The following is a 16,907-nucleotide window of genomic DNA, read 5'->3' as shown; positions in this document are numbered from 1 at the left end:
GGCATGAAGTGGGTTTTTTAAACGCAAAACGCTAATATTTGGAGAAACGCTGACGTGTTTCGCGGAGCTAACGCTATCAGTCTCGACGCAAAGGGCCGTCTCGCTATGCCGAGCCGGTACCGTGACGAGCTCGTTTCGCGTAGTTCCGGTCAGTTGATCGTGACAATTGATGCCGTTGATCCGTGTTTGTGTGTTTACCCCCTCGATGAGTGGGAAATTATTGAAACCAAACTGCGCGCACTGCCTTCGCTTCGCGAAGAGAACCGCCGCCTGCAACGTTTACTGATTGGTAATGCCGTCGACCTCGAGCTCGATGGCAGTGGTCGTTTTCTGGTTCCACCGCGTCTTCGTGAATATGCCCGGCTGGATAAGCGCGCGATGCTGGTAGGCCAACTGAACAAGTTCCAATTGTGGGACGAGGATGCCTGGGATGCGGTTTCTGCCGCTGACCTGGCTGCTATTCAACAACCGGGCGCCATGCCTGATGAACTGCGTGATTTGATCCTGTGACTATTGATAGCGGCTTTAACCACATCACCGTACTGCTTGACGAAGCCGTCGAGGCTCTCGCCGTACGCCCTGATGGCTGCTATCTGGACGGCACGTTCGGGCGCGGCGGGCACAGCCGGCTGATCCTCAGCCAGCTCGGTCCAGAGGGTCGGTTGCTCGGATTCGACAAGGATCCTCAAGCGATTGCTACCGGGCAGACGCTAGCGGCCGAAGACGGCCGCTTTGTCGTTGTGCAGCGCAGCTTTGCCGAGCTCGGTTCGGAAGTGGCCGAGCGCGGTCTGGCCGGCAAGGTCAGCGGCGTTTTGCTCGACCTGGGCGTTTCTTCGCCGCAGCTCGACGACCCTGAGCGCGGCTTCAGTTTCCTCAACGATGGTCCGCTGGACATGCGCATGGACCCGTCCCGCGGGATCAGCGCGGCCGAATTTGTCAACACCGCGCCGGTGGAAGAAATCGCCCGGGTGTTCAAGGAATACGGCGAAGAACGTTTCTCCGGTCGCATGGCGCGTGCCGTGGCCGAGCGTCGCGACATCAAGCCGTTCGAGCGCACCGGCGACCTGGCTGAAGTCCTGAAAGTCGCCAACCCCGCGTGGGAAAAAGGCAAGAACCCGGCGACCCGCGCGTTCCAGGGCCTGCGTATCCACGTCAACAACGAACTGGGCGATCTGGAAGCCGGTCTCGAAGCCGCGCTGGAATGCCTGGAAATCGGCGGCCGTCTGGTGGTCATCAGTTTCCATTCGCTGGAAGACCGCATCGTCAAACTGTTCATGCGCAAGCTGGTGAAAGGCGAAGCCGACAACCTGCCGCGCAACCTGCCGGTCCGTCACGTCGCTTTCGAACCGAAAGTCAAAGTCCATGGCAAAGCGCAGTCCGCCTCCGAGGCCGAACTCAAAGCCAACCCACGTTCCCGTAGCGCCGTCATGCGCGTGGCGGAGAAGCTGCGGTGAGCAAGCTTTTCGCCAAGCCACTGCCCGGCGGAAGCTTTTTCATGCTGCTGCTGTTTGTTGGCGTGCTCGTGTCGGCGATCGGCGTGTCGTACAGCGCTCACTGGAACCGCCAGCTGTTGAATTCGCTGTACAACGAGTTGAGCGTGCGCGACAAGGCGCAGGCGGAATGGGGCCGGTTGATTCTCGAGCAGAGCACCTGGACCGCCCATAGCCGTATCGAAGTCCTGGCCACCGAGCAACTGAAGATGCACATCCCCGGCGCGGCTGACGTGCAGATGGTGGCGCCATGATGAAACTCGAAGGCGCACTGTTTCCATGGCGTTTTCGTCTGGTGCTGGGTTTGCTCGGCGTCATGGTCGCGGCGATTTGCTGGCGCATCATCGATCTGCAAGTAGTCGACCGTGCCTTCCTGAAAGGCCAGGGTGACGCGCGCAGCGTTCGTCACATTCCGATTCCGGCTCACCGTGGTCTGATCACCGACCGTAACGGCGAGCCTTTGGCCGTCAGTACACCGGTCACCACCCTGTGGGCCAATGCCAAGGAAATGCAGCTGGCCAAAGAGAAGTGGCCTGCATTGGCGGTCGCGCTGGGTCAGGATCAAAAAGCCCTGGCCGAACGTCTCGAAGCCCAGGCCAACAAAGAATTCATTTATCTGGTGCGCGGGCTGACGCCTGAGCAAGGCCAGTCCGTGCTCGACCTGAAAGTGCCGGGCGTCTACGGCATTGAAGAATTCCGTCGTTTCTACCCGGCCGGTGAAGTGACTGCTCATATGGTTGGTTTTACCGACATCGATGACCACGGTCGTGAAGGTGTCGAGCTGGCTTATGACGAATGGCTGGCCGGGGTCCCCGGCAAGCGGCAGGTCATCAAGGACCGGCGCGGTCGACTTATCAAAGATGTTCAGGTGACCAAAAACGCCAAGGCCGGCAAGCCCTTGGCGTTGTCCATTGACCTGCGTCTGCAATACCTGGCCAACCGCGAGCTGCGCAACGCGATCATCGAGAACGGCGCCAAGGCCGGCAGCCTGGTGATCATGGACGTGAAGACCGGCGAGATCCTCGCCATGGTCAACCAGCCGACCTACAACCCGAACAACCGTCGCAACCTGCAACCGGCGATGATGCGTAACCGCGCGATGATCGACGTGTTCGAACCGGGTTCGACCATGAAAGCGATCTCGATGAGTGCCGCGATCGAAACCGGCCGCTGGAAACCGACCGATACCGTCGAGGTGTACCCGGGCAGCTTGCAGATTGGCAAGTACACCATCAAGGACGTATCCAAGACCGAAGGTCCGGTACTCGACCTGACCGGCATCCTGATCAACTCCAGTAACGTCGGCATGAGCAAGGTCGCGTTCGATATCGGCGGCGAAACCATTTTCCGTCTGGCACAGAAAGTCGGCCTCGGCCAGGACACAGGCCTCGGCTTCCCGGGCGAGCGCGTGGGCAACCTGCCGAACTACCGCGAATGGCGCAAGGCTGAAACCGCCACGCTGTCCTACGGCTACGGTATTTCCGTGACCGCGATCCAGTTGGTCCACGCCTTCTCGGCCCTGGCCAACAACGGTCGCCTCGCACCGCTGACCCTGATCAAGACCGACAAGGCGCCGCAAACCACGCAAGTGCTGCCGGAAGCCGTGGCGAAAACCATGCAGACCATGTTGCAACAAGTGATCGAAGCCCCGCGCGGTGTATTCCGTGCGCAGGTGCCGGCGTATCACGTCGGCGGCAAGTCCGGTACGGCGCGTAAAACGTCGGTCGGCACCAAAGGCTATGCCGAGAATTCCTACCGTTCGCTGTTCGCCGGCTTCGGCCCGATGAGCGATCCGCGATACGCCATTGTGGTGGTGATCGATGAACCGACCAAAGCCGGCTATTTCGGTGGCCTGGTATCGGCGCCGGTGTTCAGCAAAGTGATGTCCGGGACCTTGCGCCTGATGAACGTCACGCCGGACAACCTGCCGCCGGTGCAACAGGCCAACGCAACACCGGTTGTTCCGCTGAAAGCCAATGGAGGGCGCGGCTGATGTCTCTGAGTCTGAACAAGATTTTCGCCCACGCTGGCCGCGATCTGTTGATCCGTGAATTGGCACTGGATAGCCGTAACGTACGGGCAGGCGATCTGTTTCTCGCTGTCCCCGGCGGCAAGTTCGACGGTCGCGCGCACATCACCGACGCCTTGCAGCGCGGTGCGGCGGCCGTGGCTTATGAAGTCGAAGGCGCGACCGTGCTGCCGATCACTGACGTGCCGCTGATTCCGGTCAAAGGCCTGGCGGCGCAGCTGTCGGACATTGCCGGGCGTTTTTACGGTGAACCGAGCCGCCACGTGAATCTGGTCGGCGTGACCGGCACCAACGGCAAAACCAGCGTGACCCAGCTGGTTGCGCAAGCGCTGGATTTGCTCGGCCAACACTGTGGCATCGTCGGCACATTGGGCTCCGGTTTCTACGGCGCGCTGGAAAGCGGCCTGCACACCACGCCGAACCCGATCGCCGTGCAAGCGACCCTGGCTGACCTGAAAAAGGCCGGCGCCAAAGCCGTGGCCATGGAAGTGTCGTCCCACGGTCTGGATCAGGGGCGCGTTACCGCGTTGGCGTTCGATGTGGCGGTGATGACCAACCTGTCCCGCGATCACCTGGATTACCACGGCACCATGCAGGCCTACGGCGAAGCCAAGGCCAAGCTGTTTGCCTGGGACAATCTGAAATGCCGGGTGGTGAACCTCGACGACGATTTCGGTCGGCAACTGGCCGCCGAAAAACGCGAATCGCGCTTGATCACCTATAGCCTGCTCGACAGCCGCGCCTATCTGTTTTGCCGCGAAGCGCAGTTCAACGACGAAGGCGTGCGCGCCACGCTGGTCACGCCGCAGGGCGAGCACCATCTGCGCAGCGCCTTGCTCGGTCGCTTCAACCTGAGCAACGTGTTGGCCGCGGTCGGCGCCTTGCTCGGTCTTGACTACGCGCTGGATGAAATCCTCAAGGTCCTGCCGAAACTCGAAGGCCCCGCCGGACGCATGCAGCGTCTTGGCGGTGGTACTCAGCCGTTGGTGGTGGTCGATTACGCCCACACCCCGGATGCGCTGGAAAAAGTATTGATGGCCCTGCGTCCGCACGCCAAGGGCCGGTTGCTGTGCCTGTTCGGTTGCGGTGGTGATCGCGATCGCGGCAAGCGTCCGCTGATGGCGGAAGTGGTCGAGCGCCTGGCCGATGGCGTTGTGGTCACCGATGACAACCCGCGTACCGAAGACCCGTCCGTGATCTTCGACGACATCCGCGCCGGTTTCACCGATGTGGACAAGGTCACCTTCGTCGCTGGCCGTGGTCAGGCGATTGCGCAGTTGATCGCTGGCGCTTCGATGGATGACGTGATTGTCCTGGCCGGTAAAGGTCACGAGGACTATCAGGAAATCAACGGCCAGCGCCATGACTTTTCTGATCTGGTCGAAGCCGATCACGCCTTGACCGCGTGGGAGGTGGCCCATGCTTAAGAACCTGAAACTGAGCGAACTGACCGGCGCACTGAATGGCCGATTGATCGCCGCCGATGCCACGTTCGATGGCGTCAGCATCGACAGCCGTGCGATCAAACCGGGCCAGCTGTTTATTGCCCTGACCGGTCCGCGCTTCGACGGCCATGACTATCTGAACGACGTGGCGAACAAAGGCGCCGTGGGTGCCCTCGTCGAACGCGAAGTCGCCGACAGCACGCTGCCGCAATTGCTGGTCAAGGACACCCGTCAGGCACTGGGTCAACTGGGCGCGATGAATCGCGCAGCGTTTACCCATCCGGTGGCGGCCATCACCGGTTCCAGCGGCAAGACCACGGTCAAGGAAATGCTCGCGAGCATCCTGCGCACGCGCGGTCCGGTGCTGGCGACCCGTGGCAACCTGAACAATGACCTCGGCGTGCCGCTGACCTTGCTGGAACTTGCGCCGGAACACACCGCCGCAGTGATCGAGCTCGGCGCTTCACGTCTTGGCGAAATTGCCTACACCGTCGGCATGACCAAGCCCCACGTGGCCGTGCTCAACAATGCCGGAACCGCCCACGTCGGCGAGTTCGGCGGGCCGGAAAAAATCGTTGAAGCCAAAGGCGAGATTATTGAAGGGCTGGCGGCCGATGGCGTCGCTGTGCTCAACCTTGACGACAAGGCCTTCGAGATCTGGAAGACCCGCGCCGCCGGTCGCAAAGTCCTGACCTTCGCCCTGAGCAACGTCAGCGCCGACTTCTACGCCAGCGATCTGGATCGCGACGCTCGCGGTTGCCCAGCCTTCAACCTGCACAGCCCGGACGGTGTGGAGCGCGTTCAACTGAACCTGCTCGGCACCCATAACGTTGCCAATGCCATGGCCGCCGCCGCTGCCGCGCATGCCTTGGGCGTGTCGTTGTTCGGCATCGCCACCGGCCTTGGCGCGGTGCAGCCGGTCAAGGGTCGCACCGTTGCGCAACTGGCCAGCAATGGCATGCGCGTGATTGATGACACATACAACGCGAACCCCACCTCCATGTGCGCCGCCGTTGATATACTCGCCGGCTTTTCCGGTCGCACCGTTTTGGTGCTCGGGGATATCGGCGAGTTGGGCGATTGGGCGGAGCAGGGGCACCGTGACGTGGGCGAGTATGCCCGTGGCAAGGTTTCCGCGCTTTACGCGGTCGGGCCAATGATGACCCACGCCGTGAAGGCTTTCGGCGAGCAGGCTTTTCACTTTGGCACCCAAGCTGAATTGATCAAGGCCCTAGGCGCCGAGCAAGACACAAACACCACCATTTTGATCAAGGGCTCGCGCAGCGCAGCGATGGAAAACATCGTCGCCGCTTTGTGCGGGTCCAGTCTGGAGAAACATTGATGCTGCTGCTGTTAGCGGAGTACCTGCAACAGTTCTACAAAGGCTTCGCGGTCTTCCAGTACCTGACCCTGCGCGGGATTCTCGGTGTGCTGACCGCGCTGGTCCTGTCGCTGTGCTTCGGCCCGTGGATGATCCGCACGTTGCAGAACCGTCAGATCGGTCAGTCCGTTCGTAACGACGGTCCACAATCGCACCTGTCCAAATCCGGCACGCCAACGATGGGTGGCGCGCTGATCCTGTCGTCCATCGGTGTCAGCACCTTGCTCTGGGCTGACCTGAGCAACCGCTATGTGTGGACCGTGTTGCTGGTGACGTTGCTGTTCGGTGCCATCGGCTGGGTCGATGACTATCGCAAGGTCATCGAGAAAAACTCTAAAGGCCTGCCTAGCCGCTGGAAGTACTTCTGGCAGTCGGTGTTCGGCCTGGGCGCGGCGATCTTCCTCTACATGACCGCCGCGACGCCGGTCGAAACCACCCTGATCCTGCCGATGCTCAAGGACTACAGCATTCCGCTGGGCGTCGGCTTCATCGTCCTGACCTATTTCGTGATCGTCGGCTCGAGCAACGCGGTCAACCTGACCGACGGCCTCGACGGCCTGGCGATCATGCCGACCGTGATGGTCGGCGGCGGCCTGGGGATTTTCTGCTACCTGTCGGGTAACGTGAAATTCGCCGAATACCTGCTGATCCCTTATGTACCGGGCGCAGGCGAACTGATCGTGTTCTGCGGTGCACTGATCGGTGCGGGCCTTGGTTTCCTCTGGTTCAACACCTATCCGGCACAAGTCTTCATGGGCGACGTCGGCGCACTGGCGCTGGGCGCGGCCCTGGGCACCATCGCGGTGATCGTCCGTCAGGAAATCGTCCTGTTCATCATGGGCGGCGTGTTCGTGATGGAAACCCTGTCGGTCGTCATTCAGGTGGCTTCCTTCAAACTGACCGGTCGCCGTGTGTTCCGCATGGCGCCGATTCACCACCACTTTGAACTCAAGGGCTGGCCCGAGCCGCGCGTGATCGTCCGTTTCTGGATCATCACCGTGATTCTCGTGCTGATTGGCCTTGCCACCCTGAAGCTGAGGTAGAAAGAGTGTCTCTGATCGCTTCTGACCACTTCCGCATCGTTGTCGGCCTCGGCAAGAGCGGCATGTCTCTGGTTCGCTTCCTGGCGAACCGGGGCACGTCGTTTGCCGTCGCCGATACGCGGGACAATCCACCGGAACTGGCCACGCTCAAGCGTGACTATCCGCACGTGGAAGTGCGTTGTGGCGAGCTGGACGTCGAATTCCTGTGCCGTGCCGACGAGCTCTACGTGAGCCCCGGCCTGGCGCTGGCGACCCCGGCCCTGCAGGCCGCTGCTGCCCGTGGCGTGAAATTGTCCGGTGACATCGAGCTGTTCGCGCGTAACGCGAAGGCGCCGATTGTGGCCATCAGCGGTTCCAACGCGAAAAGCACCGTGACCACCCTGGTAGGCGAGATGGCGGCTGCGGCGGGCAAGCGTGTCGCCGTCGGCGGCAACCTTGGCACCCCGGCGCTGGACCTGCTCAGCGATGACGTCGAGCTGTACGTCATGGAACTGTCGAGCTTCCAGCTCGAAACCACCGACCAACTCAACGCCGAAGTGGCGACCGTGCTCAACGTCAGCGAAGACCACATGGACCGCTACAGCGGTCTGCCGGCCTATCACCTGGCCAAGCACCGGATCTTCCGCGGTGCCAGACAGTTTGTGGTCAACCGTCAGGATGCGCTGAGCCGTCCGTTGATGGGCGAAGGCCAGCCCTGCTGGACTTTCGGTTTGAGCAAACCCGATTTCAAGGCGTTTGGTATCCGGGAAGAGGACGGCGAGAAATACCTGGCCTTCGAGTTCCAGAACCTGATGCCGGTGCGCGAGTTGAAAATTCGCGGCGCCCACAACCAGTCCAACGCCCTCGCGGCGCTGGCCCTGGGCCACGCGGTCGGCCTGCCGTTCGACGCCATGCTGTCGAGCCTGCGCACGTTCGCCGGTCTCGAACATCGTTGCCAGTGGGTCCGTGACCTGGACGGCGTGAGCTACTACAACGATTCCAAAGCCACCAACGTCGGTGCCGCCCTGGCGGCCATCGAAGGTCTGGGCGCGGACATCGACGGCAAGGTCGTGCTGATCGCCGGTGGCGACGGCAAGGGCGCCGAGTTCAATGATCTGCGTGATCCGGTGGCGGCCAACTGCCGCGCCGTGATCCTGATGGGCCGCGACTCCGACAAGATCGGTGAGGCCATTGGCGATGCCGTGCCGCTGATCCGCGCCGGTTCTCTGATCGAAGCGGTGGAACAATGCCGCGCCGCTGCGCAACCGGGCGACGTGGTGCTGTTGTCTCCGGCTTGCGCCAGTTTCGACATGTTCAAGAATTACGAAGACCGTGGTCACCAGTTCGTCCGCGCCGTGGAGGATCTGGCATGAGCCTGCTTAACATCATCAAGCCGTTTCCTTCGCCGCTCATTACCGGACGCGGTATCGACCTCGATTTCCCCATGCTCGCCGGTTGCCTGGCCTTGCTCGGCCTCGGGTTGGTCATGATTGCATCGGCCTCGACCGAAGTGGCGGCCGTGCAGTCGGGCAGTGCCCTGTACTACATGATTCGCCACCTGATCTACGTGGTGCTGGGCCTGGGTGCCTGCATCGTCACCATGATGATTCCGATCGCTACCTGGCAACGCCTGGGCTGGCTGATGCTAATTGGTGCGTTCGGTTTGCTGGTGATGGTGATCATTCCGGGGATCGGTCGTGAAGTGAACGGTTCGATGCGCTGGATCGGTTTCAGCTTCTTCAACGTTCAGCCTTCCGAGATCGCCAAGGTGTTCGTGGTGATCTACCTAGCCGGGTATCTGGTGCGTCGCCAGAAAGAAGTGCGTGAAAGCTGGATGGGCTTCTTCAAGCCGTTCATCGTGCTGCTGCCGATGGCGGGCCTGTTGCTGATGGAGCCGGACTTCGGTGCCACCGTCGTGATGATGGGGGCGGCTGCGGCGATGCTGTTCCTTGGCGGGGTCGGGCTGTTCCGTTTTTCCTTGATGGTGGTTCTGGCGTTCGCGGCGGTGGTGTTGCTGATTCAAGTGCAGCCGTATCGAATGGCCCGTCTGACCAACTTCGCCGATCCGTGGGCTGACCAGTTCGGCGCCGGTTATCAGTTGTCGCAGGCATTGATCGCGTTTGGTCGCGGTGAATGGCTGGGCGTGGGCCTGGGCAACAGCGTGCAGAAACAGTTCTACCTGCCGGAAGCCCACACCGACTTCGTGTTTTCGGTCCTGGCCGAAGAACTGGGCGCCGTAGGTTCCTTGTGCACGGTCGCGCTGTTCGTCTTTGTCTGTGTGCGCGGCATGTACATCGGTTATTGGGCCGAGAAAGCCAAGCAGTTCTTTGCTGCGTACATCGCGTACGGCCTGTCATTCCTGTGGATCGGTCAGTTCCTGATCAACATCGGGGTGAACGTCGGCCTGCTGCCGACCAAGGGTTTGACCCTGCCGTTCCTCAGTTACGGCGGCAGTTCGTTGGTGATCTGCTGTGCCTGTCTCGGCTTGTTGCTGCGCATTGAGTGGGAGAGTCGAACCCACCTCGGCAGCGAAGAGATGGAGTTTCATGAGAGCGACTTCGCCGAGGAGTCGACCCATGGGCGCTAACGTTTTGATCATGGCGGGCGGCACCGGTGGCCACGTGTTCCCGGCGCTGGCCTGTGCTCGCGAATTCCAGGCGCGCGGTTACACCGTGCATTGGCTCGGGACACCGCGTGGCATCGAGAACGATCTGGTGCCGATGGCCGGTATCGAGCTGCACCGGATCAACGCCAGCGGTCTGCGCGGCAAGGGCAAATTGTCCTTGCTCAAGGCGCCGTTGATGTTGCTCAAATCCGTCTGGCAGGCGCGGGCGATCATTCGCCAGCTGCGGCCGGTGTGTGTGGTCGGCTTCGGTGGTTATGTGACCGGCCCTGGCGGCGTTGCAGCCAAACTGGCCGGCGTGCCGGTGATCGTTCACGAACAGAACGCCGTTGCCGGTACCGCCAATCGGTTGCTGGTGCCGTTGGCCGCCCGAGTCTGTGAAGCGTTCCCCGACACCTTTACCCTGTCGGACAGCCGCCGGACCACCGGTAACCCGGTGCGCACCGAGCTGTTCCTCGACACACCGCGACCAGCCCTGGCTGGCCGCAAGGCGCGTTTGCTGATCCTGGGCGGAAGCCTGGGCGCAGAACCGTTGAACAAGTTGCTGCCTGAAGCCCTGTCGCACGTCGCCCCCGACCTGCGCCCGGAAGTGTTCCATCAGGCCGGCAAAAACCACGATGAAGTGACTGCAGAGCGCTATCGCGCGGCTGGCGTCGAGGCGCAAGTGCAGCCTTTCATCAAAGACATGGCTCACGCCTATGGCTGGGCCGACCTGGTGGTATGCCGCGCAGGTGCGCTGACCATCAGTGAACTGGCCGCCGCCGGTCTGCCCTCGATGCTGGTGCCTTTGCCCCACGCGATCGACGATCACCAGACCCGCAACGCCGATTATTTGGCCCGTGAAGGCGCTGCCTTCCTGATGCCGCAAAGAACGACTGGCGCAGCGGATCTAGCCGCACGCCTGACAGAGGTCCTGATGCAACCACAACGACTCACCGACATGGCCACTGCGGCACGCCGCCTGGCCAAACCCGATGCGACCCGTAACGTGGTCGATACCTGCCTGGAGGTGGCCCATGGTTGAGAATCAGAAAGCCATGCCGCAACCGGAAATGCGCCGCATCCGTCGCATCCACTTCGTCGGTATCGGCGGCGTGGGCATGTGCGGGATCGCCGAAGTGTTGCTGAACCTGGGCTATGAAGTGTCCGGTTCCGACCTGAAAGCTTCGCCGGTGACCGAGCGCCTGGAAACCTTTGGCGCGCAGATTTTCATCGGCCACCGCGCCGAGAACGCTGCCGCCGCCGACGTGCTGGTGGTGTCGAGTGCCGTGAACACTTCCAACCCGGAAGTCGCCACTGCGCTGGAACGCCGTATTCCAGTGGTGCCGCGCGCCGAGATGCTGGCCGAGCTGATGCGCTATCGCCACGGCATCGCCGTCGCCGGTACGCACGGCAAAACCACCACCACCAGCCTGATCGCTTCGGTGTTCGCGGCCGGTGGCCTCGATCCGACATTCGTCATCGGTGGCCGTCTGAATGCCGCAGGCACCAATGCCCAGCTCGGCACCAGCCGTTACCTGATCGCCGAGGCCGATGAAAGCGACGCCAGTTTCCTGCACTTGCAGCCACTGGTGGCCGTGGTCACCAACATCGACGCCGACCACATGGCGACCTACGACGGTGACTTCAACAAACTGAAAAAAACCTTCGTCGAGTTCCTGCACAACCTGCCGTTCTACGGTCTGGCCGTGGTGTGCCTGGACGACCCGGTGGTGCGTGAAATTCTTCCGCAGGTCAAACGTCCGGCCGTCACTTACGGCTTCGGCGATGACTGCGACGTACGCGCGATCAACGTGCGTCAGCAGGGCATGCAAACCTTCTTCACCGTGCTGCGTCCTGACCGCGAGCCGCTGGATGTCTCGGTGAATATGCCGGGCAACCACAACGTGCTGAACGCGCTGGCCACCATCTGCATCGCCACCGACGAAGGCGTCAGCGACGAAGCCATTGTCCAGGGCCTGTCCGGGTTCCAGGGTGTCGGCCGACGCTTCCAGGTTTACGGCGAACTGCCGGTAGACGGTGGCAGCGTGATGCTGGTCGATGACTACGGTCACCACCCGACCGAAGTTGCCGCCGTGATCAAAGCCGTGCGCGGTGGCTGGCCGGAGCGCCGTCTGGTGATGGTCTACCAGCCGCACCGTTACAGCCGCACCCGCGACCTGTACGACGATTTCGTCAATGTACTGGCCGACGCCAACGTCTTGCTGTTGATGGAAGTTTATCCAGCGGGCGAAGAGCCGATCCCGGGCGCTGACAGCCGCAAGCTGTGCAACAGCATCCGTCAGCGCGGTCAGCTTGATCCGATCTACATCGAGCGCGGTGTCGACCTCGCGCCGGTGGTCAAGCCGCTGCTGCGTGCCGGCGACATCCTGCTGTGCCAGGGCGCCGGTGATATCGGCGGTCTCGCACCGAAACTGTTGAAAAGTCCGTTGTTCGCTGGCGCCGTTGCCGCGCCAAGCGTGGGGAAGTTGAAATGACTGCTGCTTACGCCAACCTCGTCTCCACAATCGCGCCGAAAGACTTCGGCCGCGTCGCCGTGCTGTTCGGCGGCAAGAGTGCCGAGCGCGCGGTGTCCCTGAAGTCGGGTAACGCGGTTCTCGACGCGCTGCAAAGCGCCGGCGTGGACGCGTTCGGTCTCGACGTGGGCGATGACCTGTTGCAGCGTTTGCTCAACGAAAAAATCGACCGCGCCTTCGTCATTCTCCACGGTCGTGGCGGTGAAGACGGCAGCATGCAAGGCCTGCTGGAGTGCCTGGGCATTCCGTACACCGGCAGCGGCATTCTGGCCTCGGCACTGGCCATGGACAAACTGCGCACCAAACAGGTCTGGCACAGCCTCGGTATTCCGACGCCACGCCACGCGGTACTGAGTTCCGAGGCCGATTGTATTTCGGCGGCGACGGAACTGGGCTTCCCTTTGATCGTCAAACCGGCCCATGAAGGTTCAAGTATCGGGATGGCCAAAGTGACGTCCGCGTCGGAGTTGATCGACGCCTGGAAAGCGGCCAGTACCTACGATTCGCAAGTGTTGGTCGAGCAATGGATTCAAGGTCCGGAGTTCACCATCGCCACCCTGCGTGACCAGGTGTTGCCACCGATTGCCCTGGGCACGACGCACAGTTTCTACGACTACGACGCCAAGTACGTGGCCTCCGATACCCAGTACCGGATTCCGTGCGGCCTCGACAGCACCAAGGAAAAAGAACTGATGGACCTCACGGCGAAAGCCTGTGAGGCGCTGGGTATCGCCGGTTGGGGCAGGGCAGACGTGATGCAGGACGCCGACGGGCAGTTCTGGTTCCTCGAAGTCAACACCGCACCGGGCATGACCGATCACAGCCTGGTGCCGATGGCGGCCCGTGCTGCCGGTCTGGATTTCCAGCAGTTGGTCCTGGCGATTCTGGCGGCCAGTGTTGCCGGCAACGAAGAGCTGCGAGGTTAAGACCATGCAAGGCGCACAGCTAAGACATCAGCCCCCACCAGCAACCGGCCGCAAGCCGGTGCCACGGGGTGCCAGCCGAATGGTGGCCAAAGAGCCGATGTCCGCGCGCCTGCCGAAAGCCAATTTTGGTTTTCTCAAAGCCTTGTTCTGGCCAGTGATGCTGGTGGCGTTGGGGTTTGGCACTTACGAAGGCGCACAGCGATTGCTGCCGTACGCCGACCGGCCGATCACCAAGGTCGCGGTGCAGGGCGACCTGAGTTACATCAGCCAGCAAGCGGTGCAGCAGCGGATCGCCCCGTACGTGGCGTCGAGTTTCTTCACCATCGACCTGGCGAGCATGCGCACCGAGCTGGAACAGATGCCATGGATTGCCCACGCCGAAGTGCGTCGGGTGTGGCCGGATCAAGTGGTGATCCGCCTGGAAGAACAACTACCGGTGGCCCGTTGGGGCGATGAATCGCTGTTGAACAACCAGGGTCAGGCGTTCACCCCGCGTGAGCTGGCGAACTACGAACACTTGCCACAGCTGTTCGGCCCACAACGGGCTCAGCAGCAAGTGATGCAGCAATACCAGGTGCTGAGCCAGATGCTCCGGCCGCTGGGCTTCTCGATTGCACGCCTGGAGTTGCGTGAACGGGGCAGCTGGTTCCTGACCACCGGCGCCGGTAGTTCAGGCCCGGGAATCGAACTGCTACTGGGCCGCGGCAAGCTGGTGGAAAGGATGCGCCGCTTCATAGCCATCTACGACAAGACGCTTAAAGAACAGATTACGAACATTGCGCGCATCGATCTGCGCTACGCCAACGGCCTCGCTGTTGGCTGGCGGGAACCTGTAGCGCCCACGATAGCCCAACCCGCTGTCGCGAAGAATTAAGAAGAGGCAGGACCCATGGCAAACGTGCAAAGCGGCAAAATGATCGTCGGTCTCGATATCGGCACCTCCAAGGTGGTGGCGCTGGTAGGCGAGGTCGCGGACGACGGCACGCTGGAAATCGTCGGGATCGGCACTCATCCGTCCCGCGGCCTGAAGAAAGGCGTGGTGGTGAACATCGAGTCCACCGTGCAGTCGATCCAGCGCGCGATCGAAGAAGCGCAGTTGATGGCCGGTTGCCGGATCCACTCGGCGTTCGTTGGCGTCGCGGGCAATCACATCCGCAGCCTGAACTCCCACGGCATCGTGGCGATTCGTGATCGCGAAGTCAGCTCCGCCGACCTTGAGCGCGTCCTTGACGCCGCCCAGGCCGTGGCGATCCCGGCGGACCAGCGCGTGCTGCACACCCTGCCGCAGGATTACGTGATCGATAACCAGGAAGGCGTCCGTGAGCCCCTGGGCATGTCCGGCGTACGTCTGGAAGCCAAGGTTCACGTGGTCACCTGCGCCGTCAACGCCGCACAGAACATTGAAAAATGCGTGCGTCGCTGCGGTCTGGAAATCGACGACATCATTCTCGAGCAACTGGCGTCCGCGTACTCGGTACTGACCGACGACGAGAAAGAGCTGGGCGTGTGCCTGGTGGACATCGGCGGCGGCACCACCGACATCGCGATCTTCACCGAAGGCGCGATCCGTCACACCGCAGTGATCCCGATTGCGGGCGATCAGGTGACCAACGACATCGCCATGGCGTTGCGCACCCCGACCCAGTACGCCGAAGAAATCAAGATTCGCTACGCCTGCGCCCTGGCCAAACTGGCCGGTGCCGGCGAAACCATCAAGGTGCCAAGCGTTGGCGACCGTCCACCGCGCGAGCTGTCCCGCCAGGCCCTGGCCGAAGTGGTCGAGCCGCGTTACGACGAGCTGTTCACGCTGATCCAGGCCGAACTGCGTCGCAGCGGCTACGAAGACCTGATTCCGGCCGGCATCGTGCTGACCGGTGGTACTTCGAAGATGGAAGGCGCTGTCGAACTGGCCGAAGAGATCTTCCACATGCCGGTCCGCCTGGGCGTGCCCCATGGCGTCAAGGGCCTCGACGACGTGGTGCGCAACCCGATTTATTCCACCGGCGTCGGCCTGTTGATGTACGGCCTGCAAAAGCAGTCCGACGGGATTTCGTTCTCGGGCATCAGCAGCCGCGACAGCTACAGCAATGAAGAACCGAAAGCCGCCTTGATCGATCGCATCAAGAGCTGGGTACAAGGCAACTTCTAAAGAGTTACCGCAGCACCGTTGTAGATACAGGCAGTAGGCGAAAAAACTAGAGAATCAAAGGAGAGGGAAAATGTTCGAACTCGTAGACAACATCCCCGCAAGCCCGGTCATTAAAGTTATCGGTGTTGGCGGAGGCGGCGGCAACGCTGTCAATCACATGGTCAAGAGCAACATTGAAGGCGTGGAATTCATCTGCGCCAACACTGATGCCCAGGCGCTGAAGAGCATTGGCGCGCGGACCATCCTGCAACTGGGCACCGGCGTGACCAAAGGTCTCGGCGCTGGCGCCAACCCTGAAGTAGGTCGTCAGGCCGCTCTCGAAGATCGTGAGCGCATTGCCGAAGTCCTGCAGGGCACCAACATGGTGTTCATCACCACCGGCATGGGCGGTGGCACCGGTACCGGTGCTGCGCCGATCATTGCCGAAGTGGCCAAGGAAATGGGGATCCTCACCGTTGCGGTGGTGACCCGTCCGTTCCCGTTCGAAGGTCGCAAGCGCATGCAGATCGCCGACGAAGGTATTCGTCTGCTGTCCGAAAGCGTCGACTCGTTGATCACCATTCCCAACGAGAAGCTGCTGACCATCCTCGGCAAAGACGCCAGCCTGCTGTCGGCTTTCGCCAAGGCTGACGATGTACTGGCCGGTGCCGTTCGCGGTATCTCCGACATCATCAAGCGTCCGGGCATGATCAACGTCGACTTTGCCGACGTACGTACCGTGATGAGCGAAATGGGCATGGCGATGATGGGCACTGGCTGCGCCAGCGGTCCGAACCGTGCACGCGAGGCCACCGAAGCGGCCATTCGCAACCCGTTGCTGGAAGACGTGAACCTGCAAGGTGCACGCGGCATCCTGGTGAACATCACCGCCGGTCCTGACCTGTCCCTGGGTGAGTACTCCGACGTGGGTAGCATCATCGAAGCCTTCGCTTCCGAGCACGCGATGGTCAAGGTCGGTACTGTTATCGATCCGGACATGCGCGACGAGCTGCACGTGACTGTCGTTGCCACAGGTCTGGGCGCGAAAATCGAGAAGCCTGTGAAGGTCATCGACAACACCGTTCACACCTCCATGGCGTCGCAGCCGCAACAATCGGCTCCCGCTCGTCAGGAAGCGCCAGCGGTGAACTACCGTGATCTGGACCGTCCGACCGTCATGCGCAACCAGGCTCAGGCCGGTGCTGCGACTGCTGCGAAGATGAATCCGCAAGATGATCTGGACTACCTGGACATCCCGGCTTTCCTGCGTCGTCAGGCCGATTAATGGAATGTATCAGGGCTATGAAGGTGATTGGTGTTCAGCAAAGGTCTGGTCTGCTATCATCG

15 protein-coding genes are annotated in these 16,907 nt (G+C 61.7%); all 15 read left to right on the top strand.

Annotated elements, in window-relative coordinates; all coding sequences use genetic code 11:
• Positions 1-54 precede the first annotated feature (54 nt).
• The 15 genes from mraZ (at position 55) to ftsZ (ending at position 16,845) form a co-directional block, all read left to right on the top strand.
• The gene (gene mraZ, locus ACA073_RS21560) at positions 55-510 is read left to right on the top strand and encodes a division/cell wall cluster transcriptional repressor MraZ (RefSeq protein WP_008025967.1); all 456 of its coding nucleotides are present in this window, start codon (positions 55-57) and stop codon (positions 508-510) included.
• Positions 507-1,454: a 16S rRNA (cytosine(1402)-N(4))-methyltransferase RsmH gene (gene rsmH / locus ACA073_RS21555; RefSeq protein WP_461953309.1), complete on the top strand. Its 948-nt coding sequence runs from the start codon at positions 507-509 to the stop codon at positions 1,452-1,454. Before mraZ ends, rsmH begins: the two co-directional genes overlap by 4 nt.
• Positions 1,451-1,744: a cell division protein FtsL gene (ftsL, locus tag ACA073_RS21550; RefSeq protein ID WP_032828607.1), complete on the top strand. Its 294-nt coding sequence runs from the start codon at positions 1,451-1,453 to the stop codon at positions 1,742-1,744. Before rsmH ends, ftsL begins: the two co-directional genes overlap by 4 nt.
• Positions 1,744-3,483 carry a peptidoglycan D,D-transpeptidase FtsI family protein gene (locus ACA073_RS21545; protein ID WP_497404180.1) on the top strand — a complete coding sequence of 580 codons (1,740 nt, stop codon included), beginning with the start codon at positions 1,744-1,746 and terminating at the stop codon, positions 3,481-3,483. The genes ftsL and ACA073_RS21545 overlap by 1 nt, the downstream gene beginning before the upstream one ends.
• Positions 3,483-4,946, top strand: coding sequence for a UDP-N-acetylmuramoyl-L-alanyl-D-glutamate--2,6-diaminopimelate ligase (locus ACA073_RS21540; RefSeq protein ID WP_497399362.1), 1,464 nt, complete (start codon positions 3,483-3,485; stop codon positions 4,944-4,946). Before ACA073_RS21545 ends, ACA073_RS21540 begins: the two co-directional genes overlap by 1 nt.
• Entirely contained in the window at positions 4,939-6,306 is a 1,368-nt protein-coding gene (locus tag ACA073_RS21535; protein WP_497399360.1) for a UDP-N-acetylmuramoyl-tripeptide--D-alanyl-D-alanine ligase, read from the top strand. The genes ACA073_RS21540 and ACA073_RS21535 overlap by 8 nt, the downstream gene beginning before the upstream one ends.
• The gene (gene mraY, locus ACA073_RS21530) at positions 6,306-7,388 is read left to right on the top strand and encodes a phospho-N-acetylmuramoyl-pentapeptide-transferase (protein ID WP_497399359.1); all 1,083 of its coding nucleotides are present in this window, start codon (positions 6,306-6,308) and stop codon (positions 7,386-7,388) included. The genes ACA073_RS21535 and mraY overlap by 1 nt, the downstream gene beginning before the upstream one ends.
• 5 nt (positions 7,389-7,393) lie before the next feature.
• Positions 7,394-8,740, top strand: coding sequence for a UDP-N-acetylmuramoyl-L-alanine--D-glutamate ligase (murD, locus tag ACA073_RS21525; RefSeq protein WP_497399357.1), 1,347 nt, complete (start codon positions 7,394-7,396; stop codon positions 8,738-8,740).
• Entirely contained in the window at positions 8,737-9,954 is a 1,218-nt protein-coding gene (gene ftsW / locus ACA073_RS21520; RefSeq protein ID WP_497399355.1) for a putative lipid II flippase FtsW, read from the top strand. The genes murD and ftsW overlap by 4 nt, the downstream gene beginning before the upstream one ends.
• Positions 9,944-11,014, top strand: a complete 1,071-nt coding sequence (murG, locus tag ACA073_RS21515; RefSeq protein WP_253431704.1) for an undecaprenyldiphospho-muramoylpentapeptide beta-N-acetylglucosaminyltransferase — start codon at positions 9,944-9,946, stop codon at positions 11,012-11,014. Before ftsW ends, murG begins: the two co-directional genes overlap by 11 nt.
• Positions 11,007-12,467 carry a UDP-N-acetylmuramate--L-alanine ligase gene (gene murC, locus ACA073_RS21510; protein WP_497399352.1) on the top strand — a complete coding sequence of 487 codons (1,461 nt, stop codon included), beginning with the start codon at positions 11,007-11,009 and terminating at the stop codon, positions 12,465-12,467. Before murG ends, murC begins: the two co-directional genes overlap by 8 nt.
• Complete coding sequence (locus ACA073_RS21505; RefSeq protein ID WP_497399350.1) at positions 12,464-13,432, top strand: D-alanine--D-alanine ligase; 969 nt, start codon at positions 12,464-12,466, stop codon at positions 13,430-13,432. The genes murC and ACA073_RS21505 overlap by 4 nt, the downstream gene beginning before the upstream one ends.
• 4 nt (positions 13,433-13,436) lie before the next feature.
• Positions 13,437-14,306 carry a cell division protein FtsQ/DivIB gene (locus tag ACA073_RS21500; RefSeq protein ID WP_497399348.1) on the top strand — a complete coding sequence of 290 codons (870 nt, stop codon included), beginning with the start codon at positions 13,437-13,439 and terminating at the stop codon, positions 14,304-14,306.
• A 15-nt stretch (positions 14,307-14,321) separates the two neighbouring features.
• Positions 14,322-15,581 (top strand): cell division protein FtsA, encoded by a 1,260-nt coding sequence (ftsA, locus tag ACA073_RS21495; RefSeq protein ID WP_461953318.1) that lies wholly within the window; start codon positions 14,322-14,324, stop codon positions 15,579-15,581.
• A 70-nt stretch (positions 15,582-15,651) separates the two neighbouring features.
• Positions 15,652-16,845 carry a cell division protein FtsZ gene (gene ftsZ / locus ACA073_RS21490; RefSeq protein WP_017340680.1) on the top strand — a complete coding sequence of 398 codons (1,194 nt, stop codon included), beginning with the start codon at positions 15,652-15,654 and terminating at the stop codon, positions 16,843-16,845.
• Positions 16,846-16,907: the final 62 nt, after the last annotated feature.

It is taken from the genome of Pseudomonas sp. LBUM1670 (assembly GCF_059695695.1).
This window is presented reverse-complemented; position numbering and strand designations above follow the sequence as displayed.